This window comes from Egicoccus sp. AB-alg6-2 (assembly GCF_041821025.1).
Lineage (GTDB): Bacteria > Actinomycetota > Nitriliruptoria > Nitriliruptorales > Nitriliruptoraceae > Egicoccus.
Map to the genome: position 1 here is coordinate 129312 of NZ_JBGUAY010000005.1, position 19019 is coordinate 148330.

The window sequence follows — 19019 nt, forward strand, 5'->3', positions numbered from 1 at the left end:
TGGGGGTCGACCGGAAGCGTACTGCGCGGGTCAGGAGGTCGGGACCGCGGGCAGGCGGCTGGCGTCGGGAAGCAGCAGCCACGTCGGGCCGGGCTTGAGCGGCAGGGCGGCGCCGGAGGCGTCGAGCAGGCGCAACGGGGCGGTCGCGTCCGGCTTGTCCCAGCGGGCCTCGTACCAGGCCCCGTCGCGCAGGACGACGGCTCGTCCCTGGCCGGTCGCGTCGGTCTCGTCGTAGGGGTTGCCGGCCGTGTCGCAGCAACCGGAGCGGTAGTGGCGGGCACCGATCACGACCACGTTCGCGGCGCCGACGATGCCTTCGCCCGTCACGGTGAAGGGCGCGCCGTTCTGCAGGCGCCGGTAGACGCCGGCGGCGGTGTCGTAGGTGAAGCCGGTCCGGAAGCTGCCGGACATGGCCACCTCGATGTCCGCCCCGGCCGCGAGGCAACCCGGGAACTCCTCGGGGCAGGCCGGGGGTTGCTCGCTGAAGGTGAACGCGGCGGCTTCGGTCGGCGGCGTCGCCCCTCTGGCGGCAACCGTCTCGAAGGTCGCGGGCGTGTGCACGTACAGGTTGTGCGGGGCGCGGCGGCTCGCGTCGCGGTGGAAACCGCCCTCGCCCTCGGTGACCAGCACGAGCCCGCTCGCGCCGAGCATCCCCTGGACCTCCTTGCGGGCGCCGGAGTACGCGAAGCCGGGCCGTTCCGCGACGCCCGACGCGATCTGGATGTCGATCGGACGGGCCGAGCGCACCGGCCCGGCCAGCTCCGGGACCTGGCTGTGGAACACGGTGATGAAGCGGGTCACGCCGCCCTCGACCAGTTCCTCGAACACCAGGTCGGCGGCGTCGAGCCCGGCCTGGGGCCGCGCCTGGGGCGAGTTCTCGATCTTGACCACCAGCGCAGGGCGCTCGGCGAGGTCCTGCTCGGTCGGTACGCCGGTCAACGGGGCGAGCGGCAGGTCCGGCTCGGGCTCGGGTTCCGGCTCGGCCGCAGGCTCCTCCGGTTCCGGCGAGGGCTCCTCGGTCGGCTCGGCGGCCGCGGTCTCGACGGGCGTCTCGGGCTCCGTCGACGCGCAGGCGCCGGCGAGCAGGGCGCCACACAGGCAGGCGGCGAACAGCGCACGACCACGGGCATGCAGGGAGAGCGCGAGCGACAAGGCAGGACTTTCGCGAGGTGGCACACCGGTGGACGCGTGGCGGCCGCGCCGACACCTCGATGGCATCGGCCGGACCCGGTCATCGTACGAGCGGACACCCACGATCCGAGGCATTCCCCGCAGGGTCGGTGCGCCGGCCGCTCGGCAGTCCCTCAGCCGGCGCGGGCGGACTCGTAGACGGCGCGGATGCGGCTCGCCACGACGGGCCAGTCGTAGGCGGCCACGGTGCGGCGGCCCTCGGCGGCCATCGCAGCGCGTAGCGACGGGTTGTCGAGCAGGGCGCCGATCGCGCCCGCGAGCGCGCGCGGATCACCGGGCGGGACCAGGCGGCCCTGGGCCCCGTCGCGGGCGACGGTGCGGTAGCCGGGGAGGTCCGACGCCACCAGCGCGCATCCGGCCGCCATCGCCTCCAGCAGCACGATCCCGAACGACTCGCCGCCGAGCGCCGGGGACACGTAGAGGTCGCAGGAGGCGAAGAAGCGCGGCAGTTCGTCCTCACCGACGCGGCCGAGGAACACCACGTCCGCGCGCAGGCGGGCCGGCAGCAGCTGCTGGCACCGGTCGCGCTCGGGGCCGTCCCCCACCACGTACAGGCGCAGGTCGGGACGTTGGGTCTTGAGCTGCGTGAAGGCGCGGATGAGCGGTTCGAGCCCCTTGCGCTGCTCGAGTCGACCGACGAACAGCAGCGTCGGCTGGCCGGACCGGGCGATGTCGGCCAGCGGCTCGGCCGCGGCGAACCGCGCGACGTCCACGCCGTTGGGCACGACGCGGAACCGGCTGACGGGGACGCCGAGCGCATCGGCGTGGTAGCCGGCCGCCGCCTCGCTGACCGCGATCGCCGCCGCCAGGCCTTCGAGGACGCGCCGACCGAAGGGTCGCGCCAGCCGATAGGCGCGGATGTCCGACGACCACGCATGGAACGTGCCGACCACCGGAGCCACGTCCGCGCGGACGGCCGCGAGACCGGCCCAGGGCACGACGGGTTCGTGGACGTGGACGACGTCGGGCGCGGCCGCGCGTAGCTGGGCGCGTAGCCGGCGCGCCGCCCGGGGAGACGGCGCGACCGGCGCCACCGAGCCGTTGAACGGCACCCGCAGCGAGCGGCCGATGGCGGCGGCCTCGTCACTGCCCGGGCCGAAAACGGTGACCTCGTCACCGCGGGCTCGCAGCGCAGCGGCCAGGTGTGTCACGTGCGACTGCACGCCGCCCGGGGTCCGCAGGTCGTAGGGCGTCACCAGTGCCACCCGCAGCGCGCCGCGGTCGTCGGCGCTCACAGCGATCCGCCGAACCGGCGGCGACGCTTGACCCAGTCCGCGCGCGCGAGCTCGCGCCAGTCCTCGCCGGCCCGCCAGGCCGCGACCACCGGATGGGCGGGCTCACGGTCGGCGAGCCAGTTCGGGACGAAGACGTGCCACTGCTCGGGGGCGAACCGGACCAGTTCCTCGAGTTCGGCGGCCACCGCCTGCGTGCCGTCGTAGACGTCGAGGTCGGCCACCTCGATCGGCGGGCGCACGTAGCCGTGGAAGCCGTCGTCGCCCCGGGTGAAGAAGGCACCCGCCGCGACGGGGCGCCGGGTCCTCCTGGCGAGCGCGGCCGTGCCCGGTGGCAGCCGGCACGGCTCGCCGAAGAACGAGACGATCGGTCCCTTCTTCGTCAGGTCGCGGTCGGCGAGCAGCGTGGCCAGTGCCCCGCTGTCGTGGACGCGGCGTTCGAGCTGGTCGAGCATGTCGCCGCCCCGCACGAGCGGGATGACCTCGATGCCGGCCTGCTCGCGCAACCGGACGAAGCGCTCGAACAGGCGCCGGGGCTCGACGAGTTCGGCGACCACCACCATGCCCCACCGACGCTGGCTCGTGAAGAACGCGCCGACGTCCCACGAGCCGAGGTGGCCGGTCGCGAACACGCCGCCCCGGCCGCTGTCGCGGAACGCGTCGACGTGCTCGAGGCCCTCGGCGGTCGAGGCGGCGACCACCTCGGCGCCGTCCATGGTGTGGAGTCGGAAGCTGTCGAGCCAGTAGCGGGCATAGGAGACGTAGGCGGCACGCACGAGGTCACGCCGTTCGGTCGGCGAGGCGTCGGGGACGACACGCGCCAGGTTGCGTCGGACCTGTTCGCGCTGGCGCTCGGAGGCGGCGCGGTACCACACCGGACCGATCCGGGCGGGCAGGCGCCGGGCGAGCGGCGCCGGCAGCGTCGCCGCCGTGTCCCAGATCGAGCGGTACTGCCAGTAGGCGGCCCGCTGCCGGAAGGTCTCGGGTGGGGCGGGAGGAAGGTCGGCGAGCGTGGCCGGACGCCTCACCTGGGGTCCTCCGAGGTGCTCGAGCGCGATCCCGAACGGGGACGCGGCCCCCGTGAGCGCGAGGTCGAGCGTGGCAACCGGTCGCCGCGCGACCGCGGTGGCAAGGGGACCTCGTCGGTCTCCTGCGCCGCCCGCTGGGCGGAGTCCAGGGCCGGGTCGAAGTTGTACTCGCCGTAGAACCGACGCGCGGCCCGCAGGAAGGCGCGGCTCCAGGCCCGGTCGGCGACCGCGAGCTCGAGCAGTTCCTCGGGGATGTCGCGGTCGATCTGGCACCAGACGTGGTGGATGCGTTGCACGACGGTGACCACGCCGCCGACCGCGAGCAGCCACAGCACGGGTTCGAGCAACCAGCGGTGGAAGACGAGCGCGAACATCAGCAGGATGGCCCGCTCCGCGCGCTCCAGGATGCCGATGTCGCAGGTCAGGTCGATGGACTCGGCCTTCGCGCGCACATAGCTCGTGACCTCGGCGGCGACGAGCGCGGACACGGCCAGCACGAACACGCGTGGTTCGTCGCGGACCCACCAGGCGACGCCGGCGAGGATGAGACCGTCCGAGATCCGGTCACTGACCGAGTCGTAGAAGCCGCCGAAGGGCGTCGAGCGGCCGGTCGCACGGGCGACGGCACCGTCGAAGGTGTCCATGAGCCCGCCCGCGACCAGGACCCAGCCGCCGATGACGGGCTCACCGTTGGCGACGAACCAGGTCGCCGCCGCGGTGAGGAGCAGGCCGAACGTCGTGAGCCAGTTCGGGGTGATGCCGGTCCTGGCGATGCCGCGGCCGAGCGGCGTCGTCACCGCCGACACGTACTCGGGAAACTGAGACCGCAGTGCCACATCGTCCTCGCTGGTCGCCCCGAGCGGGCGTTGGGCGCCAACACGCTAGCAACCTCGACGTTTGCCGCTCGCGAGGTGCTGTCCACAGCCCGCGACGGATGCGCGGGGGCCCACGACGGTCGTGCCGGGCATGGTCGTGTGCCGACCGATCGACGAGGCTTCCATGTTCACCACCATCCCGCCCCTGCCGTGGACGGACGCGACGCCCGCGCTGCTCGACCTCGCCCGCGAGGACCTCGCGGACGGCCTGCTCCCGCGACCGCGCCTGATCGCCCACGCCGGGAACGAGGCGGTGGGGATCGCCCAGCTGCGCCCACACGTCGACGACGTGCTCCCGCCGCTGCTCGAACTGCTCGCCCTGTTCCTGCCCCTGGGCGCCGACCGGCTCACCCTGGCGCTGCCGGGACGAGCCTGGTCCCTCGAGGACCCGATCGCACCGGTCACCGACGAGGTCGACCTGCGCCAGCGCGTGCTCCTGGTCATCGGTGCCGACGCGGGCGACGCGGGCGACGCGGGCGAGGCGGGCGAGGCGGGCGACGCGGGCGACGCGGGCGACGCTGCCTGCCGGCTGTCGAGCCACCTGTACCCGCTCGAGCAGGGCGTGGGCGGCGACGGCTGGCGGTTGGGGAGCCCCTGGTCGCCCCCCGAGGACCCCGAGGGCCCCACCGGCAGCGCGTTGCGCGTGCTCCTCGAGCAACGTCACCAGCTGGCCGGGGACGCCACGCCGCACCAACTGGCGAGCCAGTTCGCGCGCGTGCTCCTGCTGGGACACCTGGTGGCGGTGACCCACGACGGGGCGGGCGTGCTGCTGCGCGACACGACCGCCGTACCCTGCGTTGCCGACACCGCGGAGGGCGATCGATGAGCGACGAGTTGCAGCTGACCGATGCGGAATGGCGCGAGCGCCTGACGCCGGAGCAGTACCGGGTGCTGCGCCAACAGGGCACCGAACGTCCCTTCACCGGCGCGTACTGGGACGAACAGGGCGAGGGCACCTACCGGTGCGCCGGTTGCAGAACCGCGCTGTTCACCGCCCAGACCAAGTTCGACGCCCACTGCGGCTGGCCCAGCTTCTACCAGCCCGTCGACGACGGGGCCGTCGAGGAGCACGAGGACCTCAGCCTCGGCATGCGGCGGGTGGAGGTGACCTGCGCCACGTGCGGGGGCCATCTCGGACACGTCTTCGACGACGCCCCCGATCAGCCCACGGGGCTGCGGTACTGCATCAACTCGCTGGCACTCGACCTCGACCGCGGGCGCTGACGGATCTCCCGGCTTTCGGCTCAGCCGGCGGCGCGACGATCGGCCGCCTGGTCGGGCAGTTCGATCGTGATCCCGTCGACCGCGTCGCGCACGTCGAGGTCGGCACTGACGTCGACGGCGCCCGACTTGACCTTCGCGGCGTACTCGTCGACGTATTCCTGCCCACTGAGCAGCATGATCTCGTACATCAGCTCGTCGGTCGCCGACCGCAGGGCGAAGGGATCGGTGCGTTGCTCGCGGTAGCGGGACAGGTCCAGGGGCCGCCCGTAGCGGACCGTGACCTGGTGCCGTCGCGGACGGTAGGTGCCGGTGGGCATCGCCTTGTCGGTGCCGATGACCGCACACGGGATGATGGGCACCTCGGCTTCGAGGGCCATCCGGACCGGGCCGGTCTTGCCGCGGTAGAGCCGACCGTCGGGGCTGCGGGTGCCTTCGGGATAGATGCCGAGCAGGTCACCGTTGCGCAGGATCTCGACCCCCGTGCGCAGGCTGTCGCCGCCCTTGTCCCCGCCGCCGCGGTGGACCGGTACGACGCCGGTCCCCTGGAAGAACCAGCGCGTCCGCCACGAATCCCAGTAGTCGGCCTTGCCGAGGAAATAGACCGGCCGGCCGACGTTGATCGGCAGGACGATCGAGTCGATGAACGACAGGTGGTTGCAGGCCAGGATCGCGGGGGCACGATCGGGGACGTGCTCGATGCCCTCGAGGCGCAGCCGGACGTAGCGGTTGAGGAGCGGCGGGAGCGCCCGCTTCAGCGTCCGGTACATCCGCGGTGCGTCGGCCATCCCCGGCACTTCGACCTCCTCGGTCAGCTCGTGTCGCCCTGGCGGATCCGGTGGGCGAGCAACCCTTCGGCGGGCGTATCGCCGCCCGCGCTGACCGGGTTGCCACCCGCCGGTCGGGTCCGGCACGTCCTCGAACGCCGCTAGCCTACGGTCGCCTCGGGGAAGCGTCGAGTGTTCTCCCCCACCGCACACCTGTACCGACGGGTGGACGACCCGGGCAGACGGACGAGAGGAGCCTGGCGAGTGGCGAGCGACCTGGGAGCGTGGCCGGCCGAGCAGGCGAGCGTGCTGCTCGAGGTGCTGCAGCGCGACGGGTTGACGCCGGAGGCCAAGCGCACCCGGGAGGGCATCCACGTCCTGGTCCCCGACGGCCAGTCCGACCAGGCCCACCAGGTACTGGCGGCGAACATGGACGTGATCGCTCGTGCGGCCCGGCCCGGAGGGGGGACCGCCCGCGGGCGCCGGGGCCGGCGCAAGACCGACCCCACCCCGCGCCCGGCGTCACGCGGTGGCTCCCGGCGCCACGAGGAGGCCTCGCCCAGGCTCGCCAGCGAGCGACTGATGCGCGCGGGACCGGCGATCGCGCTGTTCCTGGTCGCGTTGCTGGTGGCGGGGTTCCTGCCCGGCCTGGCCTTTCCGATCCTCGTCATCGGCGCCTTCGTCGGGATCTGGCTGCTCGGCAAACGCACGATGGACGATCGCGACGAGTGACCTCGGCGACACCTCGACATCGGCGTGATGCGAGCCGGCGGCCGTGATGTTGGGGCGAGGCCCACCTCGGTCTCGCCGCACCGCCACGCCGAGGCATCACCGCGCACGGCCGTGATATCAGCCGGCGGCCGTGATCCGAGCCGGCGGCCGTGATGTTGGGGCGAGGCCCACCTCGGTCTCGCCGCACCGCCGCGCCGAGGCATCACCGCGCACGGCCGTGATGCCAGCCCGCGGCCGTGATGCGAGCGTGCGGCCGTGATGCCGGGGCGAGGCCCACCTCGGTCTCGCCGCACCGCCACGCCGAGGCATCACCGCGCACGTCCTCGGCGGTGGCGGGACGCGGCGGTCAGACGCGGCGGTTGGCGGGACGCGGCGGTCACGCGCTGCGTGGACGGCCGAGCGCCTGGTGCAGGAAGTCGACCTGCCGTCGCAGCAACTGCTCGGCGACGACCTCCTGCGGGGTCATGTGCGTGACGCCGGAGAGGGGCAGGAAGCGGTGCGGACGCCCATCGGCGAGCAGCGCGCTCGACAGCCGGAGGGCGTGCGCGGCGACCACGTTGTCGTCCGCCAGGCCGTGGACGATGAGCAGTTCCGGCGGGTCGTCGCCCCACGGCTGCGCACCCAGCAGGCGGCCCTCGGCGTCGACGAGGCTCGAGACCTCGTAGTTGGCGGGCGCGTCGGCGGGGTGACCGAGGTAGCGCTCGGTGTAGTGGGTGTCGTACAGCTGCCAGTCGGTGACCGGCGCCCCGGCGATCGCGGCCCGGAACACGTCCGGACGGCGAAGGACCGCGAGGGCGGCGAGATAGCCGCCGAACGACCAGCCACGGATCGCCACACGGTCGAGGTCCAGCCGTGGCTCGTGTGCGGCCGCGGCGTGCAACGCATCGATCTGGTCCTCGAGGACCGGCGTGGCGAGGTCGCCGTGGATCTGCCGTTCCCACTGCGGCCCACGGGCGGGTGAGCCCCGTCCGTCGACGACCAGCACGGCGAAGCCCTGGTCGGCGAGCCACTGCGAGGTCAGATGGGCGCTCGCACTCTGCACCACCCGTTGGGCGTGCGGGCCACCGTAGGGGTCCAGCACGACGGGCAGCCGGGTGTCCCCGGTCGCTCCCGTGGGCAGCAACAGCGCTGCCCGCAATCCGCGGGGACCGAGCTCCAGCAGCTGCACCTGCGGGCGGACGTCCGGTGTCGCGGCGACCACGCGCAACCGTGCCACGGTGCGACCGTCGGTGTCGACGACCTGGACCTTCGGTGCGGTGGCATCGAGGTCGGTGCTGGCGACCACGTGGCGACCACCCGCGGAGGCACCGCCGGCGTGCATCCCCGGCGCTGCGGGGCTCAGGCGCGCGATCCCGTCGTCACGCCGCCACCGCCACAGGTGGACCTGGGTCGGGTCGGTGTCGGCCCCGGTGAACACCACCTCGTCGGCATCGGTGGCCACGACGGCCCGCACCTGGAGTCCCGGCGGGGTCACCACCTCGCCGTCGATCACCAGGGCCCGACTGCCGTCCGGCCCGTGGTCGGCGAGGTCCTCGACGGTGACCAGGTCGGAGCCCGACCACGCCGGGGCGCCGTCGACGAGTTCGATCCAGGCGGGGTCGGTGACCTCGCGCAGCACCGTGGTCGCGCCGGTTTCGACGTCGACGGCGAGCACCTGCGCACGACGCTGATCGCGTGACTGCACCAGCAGGGTCAGCCCCTGACCGGTCCACGACACCCGCGCCAGGTAGGGCAGCGTGGCACGGTCCCAGTTGACGCCGATGCGACGCCCGTCGTCGACGCCCAGCACGGCGAGGCGGACGTCGGCGTTGGCCGTTCCGGCCGCCGGGTAGGCCACCCGCTGCGGCGCCCGGTCGGGATTGGCCGGGTCAGCGATCCACCACGCGGGAACGGCGGACTCGTCGACGCGTGCGACCGCGACGCGCTCACCGTCCGGCGACCACCAGCTCCCGTGCCCGCGACCCATCTCCTCGGCGGCCACGAACTCCGCACGGCCCCACGAGACCCCGTCCTCGACCACGAGTGGCCGGGTCACGCCCGGCTGCGTCGGGCCGCCGACCAGGTCGAGCACGTGCAGTCCATCGCCGCTCACGTAGACGATCCGCCGGCCGTCGGGGGCCGGACGCGGGTCGAACACGGGGCCCGCGGACGGTTGCTCCACGAGCGTCTCGTGGTCGCGTTCGAAGGTGTACAGCCGTCCCCCGAGGGTGAAGGCGACCAGTCGCGCGTCCCGGTCGGTCGCGAAGGAGGTGATGCCGCCGGCCATCTCCCGCGCGCGTTCACGCCGGGCCCGCTCCTCGGGCGGCAGCTCGGCGGGGTCCTCCTCGCCAAGCGCGGCAGGATCGACCAGGCATCGCTCGGCCGAGCCGCCGTCCGTCGGCGCGCCGTCCGCCACGGCGTCGAGGTCGAGTTCCCACAACGCGTTCACGGGGTCCTCGCCGCCATGGGAACGCAGGAACAGCAGCCGCCGGCCGGCGGGGTCGAAATGGAACGCTCGTGGAACGCCGAGACTGAACCGGCGGGTACGGGCGTGCTGACGCGGGAAGTTGCTCACGCTGATCTCCGGCGGATGCGGCATCCAAGGGACGGAGCGTCGGTCAGGGGTGGGGTGGTGGGAGCGACGTCGAGGTCACGCTCGCCCACGGGAAGTCTGGTCGCGTCGTCGTTGCGGCCGGCGAGGTCGGCCACCACGGGGCGGTGCCGGCTCGCGACCTCGACGGGCGCCTCCTCGGGCACGAAGCTGCCCAGGACGTCGAGTGCCGGGTCGACGAACAGGAAGTCCTGCCGGCTGGTGGGATGCATCGCCGGGGCGTTCTCGCCACCCCCCGTGCCAGCGAGGGCGTGTGCGTCCTGGAGGCGCTCGGCCAGGACTTCGGCCACCGCCGCGTGCGCCGGGATGGCGATGCCGCAGCCGACGACGACGGGCGCGTCGCTCGAGTCGAGGAAGTGCGTCATGCCGATGGGGTGGGTGCCCACCTCGTCGGACGGTGGGCCGAACCGGGCGGCCGTCACCGCCAACCGGTAGCCACCGACACCGGCGACGACCCGGATCGCCTGGTGGGACGGACCGTCGCCGGTCAGCGGCACGAGCCCGGACGAACTGATGGCGACGCCGGGGTTCACCAGGACCGCGGTCCCGGACCCGCCACGGCCGGAGCGGGCGGCGATGCGCAGCCCCGCACGTCCCGCCAGGCGGCGCAACCGCTGGCGTCCCGGCAGCTCGAGCACGCACACGATGCTCGGCTCGAGACGGGCCAGGACCTCGGCCGCGGCCGCGACGTCGACGGGACCGCCGAGGTCGTAGGCGACCACCCGGATCACGACCGGCTGCCATGGGGTGCGGCGGCGCCGGCCCGGTCGAGGGCGAGCATGGCGGCGCCGACCATGCCGGCGTCGTCGCCGAGGGCGGCGAGCTCGAAGGCGGGCGCGACGCGCCAGGCGTTGCCGAGCATGCGCTGCTGGAGCGCCTCGGTCGCGGCCGGCACGATCCACCGGGAGGTGGCCAGCGCCGCCCCTCCCCCCACGAGCAGCACCTCCGGGTCGAGCAGGTTGACCAGGCTCGCGGCGGCGACGCCCAGCCACGTGCCGGCCTCCACCAGGACCTGTTGGGCGAGTTCGTCGCCGGCCAGCGCGGCTTGGCTGACGTCGCGGCCCGTCGGCATCGGCACGTCACGCAGGACGGTCGGACCGTCGTGGGCGGCCGCGCGCTCGGCGGCCACGCGACCGATCGCGGTTCCCGAGGCGTACGCCTCGATGCAGCCCCTTGCGCCGCACGGGCAGCGGCGCCCGCCCTCGGCGACGATCAGGTGCCCGATCTCGGCTGCGAAGCCGTTCGCGCCCAGCAGGAGCCGGTCGCCGACGACGATGCCGCCGCCGACGCCCGTGCCGAGGGTGAACATGACCACGTCCCGGTGCCCCTGCGCGGCGCCGGCGCGCTGCTCCCCCAGTGCGGCGGCCGAGGCGTCGTTGGTCACGGCGATCGGGGCGCTGGTGGTGTCCGCGAGTTCCTCGGCGATGGCCACGTCGCGCACGCCGATGTTGGGGCCGTACCGGATCACGCCGTCGGGCGACACCAGTCCGGCGATGCCGATCCCGACCGGCAGGTCGGTGCGGCCGGCCGCCAGTTGCCGGATCGAGGCGCGAAGGGTCTGGAGCAGCAGAGCGGTGTCGTGTGCCGGCGTCTCGCGTCGGTGACGCTCGATCAGACGCCCGTCGGCTGCCACGGTGGCGGCGACGAGCTTGGTACCGCCGATGTCGATGCCGATGGCGACGGGGTCGGACACGGCCATGGCCCTTTCGAGAGTTCGCGGCGACAGCGCCGTCAGTCCAGGTCGATGTGCTCGAACGGCTCGTTCCGATCCGACCGCTGCTGGTCCGCACCCGCCGGGAAGCCGGCGAGAAGTGCCCGCACCGCGTGGGTGAGGTGTCGCGCCGCCTCGGTCAGGTGGGCCACCGCGTCGGGGTGCGACGTCGCCAGCAGCCGCAGCCCCGTGCACCATGGGCACACCCCGCAGACGTCGGGGTCGTGGGCGGCGGTCGTCTCGCCGCCGTCCGTCGTTTCGGCGTCCGGTCCCGGGGCGCCGCGGCGGGCTTCGCGGTGTGCCTGCACGGGATCGCGGTCGTCGAGGTGTTCGCTGCCTTCCGCGGTCGCCCACCACGGCCGTGCGGGATCGGCGGTCACGTCGCCACCTCCATCTCCTCGGCGGATCGTGCGGGCCGGAAGCGGACCTCGAGCCAACCGTCCTCGAGCGCGGCTCCCGCGACCTGGTCCCGTCGCAGCGAGCCGGGCAGCGCGACCGTGCGCCGGACCCCCGCCACCTTCAGGTGCAGGTCGGCCCCGCGCCGCTGCAGGTCGATCTCGCCCTTGGTCGCAAAGGGCAGTGCGACGCGCAGGAGATGGCCGTCGGCGGTCGGTTCGACCGTGACGGGGCGCACCGGATCCCGCAACGCCCGCTCGTCGACGTGGTCGTACACGGCGTTGGCGAGCCGAAGGAGCCCGTCGACCCCGATCACCTCGTCGTCGAGCAGTGGCGCCCGCAGGACCGGCGTCGGCGCGAACGACGCCTCGATCTCGGCCAGGTACGCGACGTGACGCGCCTTCCAGCGCGCCAGGTACGGGTCCTGCACGTGGTCGGGCAGGACACGGTTGACGACGACGGCGTCCACCGCATAGCCGAACAACGACAGGGTCGTGGCCGTGCGTTCGGTCTCGGCGATCGAGAGCCGCTCGGGATTGCACACCAGGCGCAGCGAGGTCGTCGCGGGATCCTGCAGGATCGCGTGCACGGCGGCGAGGTCGGCGTTGACCCGCTCGACCGTGGCGAAGACGTCGTCGTCGGGCAGGGGAAGGACCGCTCCCCCGGCGCCGCGTGCCAGCGGACGCAACGCGCGCAACATCCGACGTCCCGGGCCGGCGATGCGGTCCACGTACCAGCCCAGCGCCTCGGGCAGCGCCAACAGTCTCAGGGTCTCGGCGGTCGGTGCGCAGTCGACGACGACCAGGTCGTGGTCGCCACCCGCCACCTGTGCCCGCAGGTCGATCAGCGCGAACAGCTCGTCGATCCCCGGCAGCAGCACCAACTCCTCCGCCGCGATCTCCCCGACCCCGCTCCAGGCCAACAGCGCGACGAGGTAGTCCCGCACGTCGCTCCAGTGCCGCTCGAGCCGCGCCTGTGCGTCGATCTGCAACGCCGACAGGCGGCCGTCGGCGCGCGGCAACGGAACGGTGCGGGGGGTGTCGGCGAGCGGCACGTCCAACGCGTCGGCCAGCGAATGGGCGGGGTCGGTGGAGGTGACCAGGACGCGGAGCCCGTTCGCCGCCGCGCGGACCGCCGTCGCCGCGGCGAGCGAGGTCTTGCCGACGCCACCTTTACCGGTGAACAGCAGCACGCGGGTCAGGATCGCCTCGATCGGGAACGACGGCAGGAAGGGCAGAGGCTAGCGAACCGCGTTGCGGCGGGATCGGGCGCCCACGTCAGGGCAACAGCCCCGCGGACGTCCGGGACTCGAGATGCAACCGGTCCTTGAGCCCCCACAGGCCCCGCCGCACGGCGCGGCGGTAGTCGCCCTGCACGCGCCGGAACGAGGCGGCCGGGACCTCGGCCGTCAGCAGGTGGTGGACGACCGTGCCGCCCCCCGCGACCTCGAGCCAGAACTCGGCGCGACCGTCGACGTCGCCGCGCAGCTGGAGCGCGAACCCCTGCTCGTGCCGCCAGTCGTGCAGCCGGGCTGCGACCCGCAGCCGCCGCAGGGGCGCACCGGGGAGGTCGAGGGCCCACACCTCGTCCGCGGGATCCTGCCGGGGGGCGTCGGGCGCCCGCTCGGGCGGCATCGGACGGACGCGTAGGCCGGGCCACCATCCGGGCCAGTCGCCGACGGCGCTCAGCCGGCGATAGACGAGCGGCGCCGGCGCGCGGACGAACCCGTCGTCGTCGACGTGCAGGTCGAGCCGGCCCCGCGTCGTCATCCGACGTGTTCCGCGACGAACGCCAGCAGGGCCGAGCGCAGCTTGTCGGCGTCGTAGTCGAGCTGCGGCAGGTGGTAGGAGCGGTCGCAGACCACCGTGGTGACCTGGCCGGTCCCGACCAGCTCCTGGAGTGCCTCGGCGTTGTCCGGGGGCACGGTGTGGTCGTCGGGCGACCAGGCGACCAGCAGCGGCTGGGTCAGGTCGATCAGCTGGCCGCGGATGCGGCGGAGCTGGCTGATCAGCGACTGCGCGGCACGTGCGGAGACCATCGGGTAGGCGCCCTCGGTCACGCCCGGCCTGGCGAAGTCGTTGGACGGCAGGCCGGCGAGGTCCCGTGGGACGTACGGGACCAGGTACTGCAGGACCGGGGCGAGCTTTGCCAGCGGTTGGATCGGGTTCGACACCTGGGCGTTGATGACCGCGACGGCGGCCACGCGGTCCGGGTTGCGGCTGGCGTAGTCCAGCGACAGCGTGCCGCCCATCGAGTGGCCGACCAGCACGATCCGGGAGCAACCATTGGCGAGGTGGTCGATGGTCCGCTCGAGGGCGCCGTACCAGTCGTGGTAGCGCGTCGCGCCGAGCTCACGGACGCTGGTGCCGTGCCCGGGCAGCAACGGGACCTCGACGGCGTAGCCCTCGGCCGCGAACCACTGCCCGATCGGTCGCGTCGCGAGCGGGTTGCCCGTGAAGCCGTGGGTCACGACCACCCCGATGTCGGCGCGGACCCCGCTGCCGAGCGCTCCCCACGGTTCGGCACCTTCGATACCAACGACCGCGTCCACGCGCCTCTCCTGTCGCCCGGCCCGAACCGTAGCGCGCCGGTCGCCGGATCAGCCGCCCACGACGTCGTCGAGAAGTCCGCGGAAACGCGCCGCGATCGCCGTCCACGACCAGTGCTGTTCGACCCAGGCGCGTCCGGCCCGGCCGGCCCGCCGGCGGGCGGCGGGATCGGCCAGCCAGTGGTCGAGCGCAGCGACCAACGCGTCGCCGTCCCGGCCGTCGACGACGCTGCCCGTCACCCCGTCGACGACGGCCTCGGGAGCACCGCCGGAGCGGCCGGCCACGGCGGGGACCCCGCACGCCTGCGCCTCGAGGTAGACGATGCCGAGGCCTTCGACGTCGGTGCCGGCGAGGCGGGTCCTGCACGGCATGGCGAAGACGTCCAGCGCGGCGTAGCACGCCGGCAGGTCGTCCCAGGCCGCACGTCCTGCCAGCACCACGCCGGCGGCGCGCCCACCGAGCGCCTCGACCCGCTGACGTAGTCGAGGCTCCAGCGGGCCCTCCCCGACGATGACCAGCCAGGCGTCGGGATGCCGTGCCCGTACGCGCGGCCACGTCGCGAGCAGCAGGTCCTGGCCCTTGCGTGGCACGAGTCGCGAGATGCACCCCACCACGGGCGCGTCGGCGGGGATGCCCCACGAAGCACGCATCGCGGTCCCGTCCACCTGCGGGGCGAAGCGCTCGACGTCGACGCCGGGCGGCACCCGGACCACGGTCGGCGCCGCGACGTGGGGCGTCAGCCGCGCCTCGGCCCAGTCGCTGATGGTGGTCAGTGCAGCGAGGTCCGCGGTCGCCCGTCGGACCAGCCGGCCGAGGCCGACTCCCGGCAGACCGGCCTCGAGACCGTGTGAGAGGGCGACGACCGGTGCGTCGAGACCGTCTCGCAAGTGGCCGGCGAGTTCGCCCAGCGGCCAGGACGCACCCAGCACCACGACGTCGGGGCGGTGCGCGCCGCCCGCCGCCAGCACCCGCCGACGCGTGGCGGGCGTCGGGAACACCGCGCCCGGCAGGCGCAGCGTGCGATAGGGCTGACGGGCGTCGTGGGCCTCGGCCCCCGCGTCACCGGCCGGTCCCACCACCAGCGTCTGCTCCGGATGGACCCGGTCGAGCAGGTTGCCGACGAACTGCTGGATGCCTCCGGTGCGCGGCGGCAGGTCGTTGGTGACCCAGAGCACCCTCATGGCCGGGCACCGCCGGGCTGGCGGGGCGGGCCGTCTGCGATCGCAGGATGGTGCTGGTCCCTCTCGGCCTCCTGCAGTTCGGTGACCGAGGGCAGATCCACCCCGTGCTGACGTGCCCATCCGTCGAGGTAGTCGATGCGCTCAGCCACGGTCGGGTGCGAGCCGTACAGCAGGCGGATCCATGAAGGCGGCTCGGGGGCCGAGAGGTCACGGACGGTGAACACGCGGGTCGTCGCGAGCAGGTGGGCTGGATCCCGGGTGAGCTCGACGGCGCGCGCATCGGCGGCCGCCTCCGCGCGCCGCGACACGAGGTTGCCGATCGGCGTGCCGACCAGCTCCAGCACGGCCGCGGCCGCGAGGATGACGGCGACCATGCGGGGATCCGCCGGACCGCGGGCGCCCATGGCGGCCTGCGCGCTGCGGCTCGCCGTCACCAGGTGCACCACCAGCAGGCCGGCCAACAGGGCGGCGGCCGACAGGGCGACGCCGCGCGGCAGGTCCGCATGCTCGTGATGGGCCAGTTCGTGGGCGACGACCGCGGCGATCTGCTCCCGCGGCAACTCCAGCAGGTTGTCGTAGATCACGATGCGTTCGGTGGGGCCGAGGCCGGTGACGAGGGCGTTCACGCGGGTGCTGCGCAGGCTCGCCTGGCCGATGCGGACGTCGAGGTCGGACGCGCCGGCCCGCGCCAGCACCTCTTCCACCGCCTCGCGGTCCGGACCATCGGCCAGCGGTGTCGTCGGGAGGAACAGCGGCTGCACCACCAGCGGATGCAGGAGCACGAAGGCGGCCACCAGCACGGTCCCGCCGACCGTCGCGCGGTAGGGCCACGACGACGGCCAGCGCCGCATGGCGGCCAGGAGCGCCGCGACGAGCACCGACACGAGCAACCAGTGCCCGGCCGACCGGAGGAACCAGTCACTGAACCAGCCGCCGACCGACCGGGTGCGGAAGCCCCAGCGGCCGTCGTGGACGATTCCGACGTAGACCGCGAGGGGCAGCACGGCCAGGGACGACAGGACGCTCAGACGTAGCGCCACGAGACCGCCGCGCAGTGCGCCACCTCCCCCGCCGGCCCAGACCGCGATCCTGCGCCGCCCCCACCGGGTCACGACGAAGACCAGTGGCACCGCGACGCTCGCGGCCGTGGCCAGGGCAGCCACCACATACCGCGGCGTCCGGTAGGCCCGAACCGTGTCGAGCACCGAGGCGGAGAACGCCGACAGCTCGCCGCCGGAGGCCGGGACACGCGGCGCCAGCGGACGCCAGATCGAGACCGCCAGGCCGGTCACGGCCAGGAGGAGCGCCAGCAGCAGCCAGCCGACGACCCGTTCTCGCCGGGCACCCAGACGCGGATACCGACGGCTCACGGCACGTCCGACCGGTGGCGCACCGTCATCCGAGCGCATCCAGGAACGCGGCGGTACCGACCACGTCGGCGCCGGAGACGCGCACCCGTGCCTGCAGCTCGCGGTCGTCGGTCACCACGAGGACCGGCTCGTCCGTGGCCTCGACGGCGAGCACCAACTCGTCGTCTGCGGTGATCCCCTCGGGGGTGAAACGCACCTCGACCTCGCGGCTGGCGATGATCGGTCTGGCGACACTCGCCCGCTGGCCGTCGAACACGACGACCGGTCGGATGCGGCGCTGCATGGCCGCCGTCGCCAACAGCTGCACCAACCAGGCGCGCTGCGTCTCGAGATCGAGGTGGTCGCGGTGCTGACGGGTCAGGTTGTAGCCGTCGACGAGAACCACCCGTCCGGTGTGCAGCAGCAGTCGGGCCGCCTCGGTCGAGCCGCGGGCGACGCCTTCGGGCAGGCTGCTGGGGCGACCTGGCACGACCCGCGGCGTCCGGCTGCTGCGCCGCTCGCGTCGCTTGCGCTGGGTCTCGGCGGCCTCGGCTTCGAGGGCACGACGGCGCTCCAGGTGGCGTCGCTGCTCGATGCGTCGTTCCTCGTCGGCGCGACGCAGTTCGGCCAACTCCTCGCGCAACCGCGCCTGTGCGGCCTCGCCTCGCCGCCGCTCGCGTGCGACCGCGCGTTCGCGGTCGTACTCCAGTTCCTCGACGCGCTGCCGGAGCTCGACGTTCTCCGCCTGCGTCGTCTGGACCCTCGCCTCGGCGCTGGCCGCGGCCTCCTCGGCCTGCTTCGCACGCGACTCGGCGCCGTCGAGGCGACGACGGAGGGCGTCGCGTTCCTGGCGTGCGTCGCGCAGCCGCTCCCTCGTCCGGGCGAGTTCCCGCTCCGTCGGCGCGGTCGGCGCCGGCGCCGCCGAGGCTGCCGGGTCCACCGTAGGCGGTGCCGTGAGCGGCTCGGCGCGGATGGTCTCCGCCCACGACCTCGCGACGTCGTCGGCGATCAACCGCCGGTACAGCGCCTCCCAGGCCGGGCCGCCGGCGCCCAACAGCGAACAGACCTCCTTGCGGACACGGCCGCCGGCCAGTCGCCCCGTCGGCGCCGCGCGCAGGCGTCGGATGGCGGGTGTCGCGAGGGCGTCGTCGACGTCGTTGAGCGCGGCCCGGATGGTCGGGAGCAGGTCACCCCACGCGTCCGCCGGAAGCGCCAGCAGCGCGGCCGCCGGCGGCGGCGGCGGGACCTGGTCGGGCGCGGGGGACGTGGACGGCACTAGGCACCGGCCGGCGACGACTCCACCTGCACGGCATCGGTTCGTCCACACCATCGGCAGGTGACCGATTCGACCGTCTGCTCGAGGACCTCCTCGTCCTCGACGTGTCCCGCACCGCCCAGGTCGAAGTGGTGGTAGCGGCGGGTACGGGTGGTCGCGACCACGTCGAACCGGGTCACGTTGCCGCAGCCGTCGCAACGGAAGCGGGCACCGGGCGCCAGGCCCCGGGCGAGTTGCTCGGACACGGTCGCTCCTCGTCAGTCGCGGCGACGCGGTTCGCGGGCCCGGCCGGTGGCCAGCCACACGGGCGCGTCCGGGAGGGGGGTCGGCCGGTCGGGAGGTTGCAGTGCACCGGCGTCGGGCGTGAACCACGGGCCGCCGTCCATCGCGGGGAACTCGGGGAAGCCGACCTCGATGACCGCGCCGGCGTCGCTGAGGGCCGCGACCGCGCCGTGACAGGCCGTGCGCAGCTGCTCGACGTCGACGCCGCGGTGGACGTCGGGGTACCCGCTCAGCCGCTGCGCCGCACGCGTGAACAGTGCCATGGCGCCGTCGAGGTTGTCGCGCTGGAGGTGGACCCCGGCGACGGCCACCTGGATGACTCCCTGCCAGAAGTCGCGGTCGACGTCGGGCGCCGCATGCCACACGTGCTCGAGGCACTCGTGGGCCTCGAAGAAGCGCTCGTCGTTCCACAGGGCGACGCCGAGCAACAGCGCCTCCTCGACCGAGCCGGGTTCGTGGTCCTCGGCGAGCGGCACGTCGTCGGTGCCGTACGGCAACGGCCGTCCGGTGCGGTCACGGGGACGCGCCTGCTCCGGGCGGCCGTCCTCGCGGCGGTCGCGCGCGTCCTGGCTCACGGGTCGATTCCGTCCATCGAGGTCCCCTCGAGCGTAACCGCGGGCCACCGCCGTCCGACACCAC

General features: G+C 74.0%; 20 protein-coding genes. 3 read left to right on the forward strand and 17 right to left on the reverse strand.

What is annotated here, in order from left to right; all coding sequences use genetic code 11:
- Positions 1-30: 30 nt before the first annotated feature.
- The 4 genes from ACERMF_RS10075 to ACERMF_RS10090 form a co-directional block, all read right to left on the reverse strand.
- On the reverse strand, positions 31-1152 hold the full coding sequence (locus tag ACERMF_RS10075) for a DUF3048 domain-containing protein (protein ID WP_373668949.1): 1122 nt from the start codon (positions 1150-1152) through the stop codon (positions 31-33).
- Positions 1153-1304: 152 nt separating this feature from the next.
- Positions 1305-2426: a glycosyltransferase family 4 protein gene (locus ACERMF_RS10080; RefSeq protein ID WP_373668950.1), complete on the reverse strand. Its 1122-nt coding sequence runs from the start codon at positions 2424-2426 to the stop codon at positions 1305-1307.
- Positions 2423-3451 (reverse strand): phosphatidylinositol mannoside acyltransferase, encoded by a 1029-nt coding sequence (locus ACERMF_RS10085; RefSeq protein WP_373668951.1) that lies wholly within the window; start codon positions 3449-3451, stop codon positions 2423-2425. The genes ACERMF_RS10080 and ACERMF_RS10085 overlap by 4 nt, the downstream gene beginning before the upstream one ends.
- Positions 3448-4287 carry a CDP-alcohol phosphatidyltransferase family protein gene (locus tag ACERMF_RS10090; RefSeq protein WP_373668953.1) on the reverse strand — a complete coding sequence of 280 codons (840 nt, stop codon included), beginning with the start codon at positions 4285-4287 and terminating at the stop codon, positions 3448-3450. Before ACERMF_RS10090 ends, ACERMF_RS10085 begins: the two co-directional genes overlap by 4 nt.
- 163 nt (positions 4288-4450) lie before the next feature.
- On the opposite strand from ACERMF_RS10090, the gene ACERMF_RS10095 reads away from it, so the two are divergent.
- Both ACERMF_RS10095 and msrB read left to right on the forward strand, forming a co-directional pair.
- Positions 4451-5152 (forward strand): hypothetical protein, encoded by a 702-nt coding sequence (locus ACERMF_RS10095; protein WP_373668954.1) that lies wholly within the window; start codon positions 4451-4453, stop codon positions 5150-5152.
- Positions 5149-5550, forward strand: a complete 402-nt coding sequence (gene msrB / locus ACERMF_RS10100) for a peptide-methionine (R)-S-oxide reductase MsrB (protein ID WP_373668955.1) — start codon at positions 5149-5151, stop codon at positions 5548-5550. Before ACERMF_RS10095 ends, msrB begins: the two co-directional genes overlap by 4 nt.
- Before the next feature lie 20 nt (positions 5551-5570).
- On the opposite strand, the gene ACERMF_RS10105 is transcribed toward msrB, so the two are convergent.
- Entirely contained in the window at positions 5571-6335 is a 765-nt protein-coding gene (locus ACERMF_RS10105) for a lysophospholipid acyltransferase family protein (protein WP_373668956.1), read from the reverse strand.
- A 243-nt stretch (positions 6336-6578) separates the two neighbouring features.
- Here ACERMF_RS10105 and ACERMF_RS10110 point away from each other — a divergent pair, with 243 nt between their 5' ends.
- Complete coding sequence (locus ACERMF_RS10110) at positions 6579-7046, forward strand: hypothetical protein (protein WP_373668957.1); 468 nt, start codon at positions 6579-6581, stop codon at positions 7044-7046.
- Between the two features lie 376 nt (positions 7047-7422).
- Here ACERMF_RS10110 and ACERMF_RS10115 read toward each other — a convergent pair whose 3' ends face one another.
- The 12 genes from ACERMF_RS10115 to ACERMF_RS10170 all read right to left on the reverse strand — a co-directional run bounded on the left by ACERMF_RS10115 (position 7423) and on the right by ACERMF_RS10170 (position 18955).
- Positions 7423-9624: a prolyl oligopeptidase family serine peptidase gene (locus ACERMF_RS10115; protein ID WP_373668958.1), complete on the reverse strand. Its 2202-nt coding sequence runs from the start codon at positions 9622-9624 to the stop codon at positions 7423-7425.
- A complete protein-coding gene (locus tag ACERMF_RS10120; RefSeq protein ID WP_373668959.1) occupies positions 9597-10367 on the reverse strand; it encodes a hypothetical protein in 771 nt (256 codons plus the stop codon). The genes ACERMF_RS10115 and ACERMF_RS10120 overlap by 28 nt, the downstream gene beginning before the upstream one ends.
- Positions 10364-11329 (reverse strand): ROK family protein, encoded by a 966-nt coding sequence (locus ACERMF_RS10125; RefSeq protein ID WP_373668960.1) that lies wholly within the window; start codon positions 11327-11329, stop codon positions 10364-10366. The genes ACERMF_RS10120 and ACERMF_RS10125 overlap by 4 nt, the downstream gene beginning before the upstream one ends.
- 38 nt (positions 11330-11367) lie before the next feature.
- Positions 11368-11727: a hypothetical protein gene (locus ACERMF_RS10130; protein WP_373668961.1), complete on the reverse strand. Its 360-nt coding sequence runs from the start codon at positions 11725-11727 to the stop codon at positions 11368-11370.
- Positions 11724-12935 (reverse strand): ArsA family ATPase, encoded by a 1212-nt coding sequence (locus ACERMF_RS10135; RefSeq protein ID WP_373668962.1) that lies wholly within the window; start codon positions 12933-12935, stop codon positions 11724-11726. The genes ACERMF_RS10130 and ACERMF_RS10135 overlap by 4 nt, the downstream gene beginning before the upstream one ends.
- 85 nt (positions 12936-13020) lie before the next feature.
- Entirely contained in the window at positions 13021-13512 is a 492-nt protein-coding gene (locus tag ACERMF_RS10140) for a hypothetical protein (RefSeq protein ID WP_373668963.1), read from the reverse strand.
- Entirely contained in the window at positions 13509-14294 is a 786-nt protein-coding gene (locus tag ACERMF_RS10145) for an alpha/beta hydrolase (protein ID WP_373668964.1), read from the reverse strand. Before ACERMF_RS10145 ends, ACERMF_RS10140 begins: the two co-directional genes overlap by 4 nt.
- A gap of 48 nt (positions 14295-14342) precedes the next feature.
- Complete coding sequence (locus ACERMF_RS10150; RefSeq protein WP_373668966.1) at positions 14343-15473, reverse strand: glycosyltransferase family 4 protein; 1131 nt, start codon at positions 15471-15473, stop codon at positions 14343-14345.
- Positions 15470-16843 carry a M48 family metalloprotease gene (locus tag ACERMF_RS10155; RefSeq protein ID WP_373668967.1) on the reverse strand — a complete coding sequence of 458 codons (1374 nt, stop codon included), beginning with the start codon at positions 16841-16843 and terminating at the stop codon, positions 15470-15472. The genes ACERMF_RS10150 and ACERMF_RS10155 overlap by 4 nt, the downstream gene beginning before the upstream one ends.
- Before the next feature lie 25 nt (positions 16844-16868).
- Positions 16869-18098, reverse strand: a complete 1230-nt coding sequence (locus ACERMF_RS10160) for an NYN domain-containing protein (RefSeq protein WP_373668968.1) — start codon at positions 18096-18098, stop codon at positions 16869-16871.
- Positions 18098-18343: a hypothetical protein gene (locus ACERMF_RS10165; RefSeq protein WP_373668969.1), complete on the reverse strand. Its 246-nt coding sequence runs from the start codon at positions 18341-18343 to the stop codon at positions 18098-18100. The genes ACERMF_RS10160 and ACERMF_RS10165 overlap by 1 nt, the downstream gene beginning before the upstream one ends.
- 12 nt (positions 18344-18355) lie before the next feature.
- A complete protein-coding gene (locus tag ACERMF_RS10170) occupies positions 18356-18955 on the reverse strand; it encodes a DUF309 domain-containing protein (RefSeq protein ID WP_373668970.1) in 600 nt (199 codons plus the stop codon).
- Between the last annotated feature and the right edge of the window lie 64 nt (positions 18956-19019).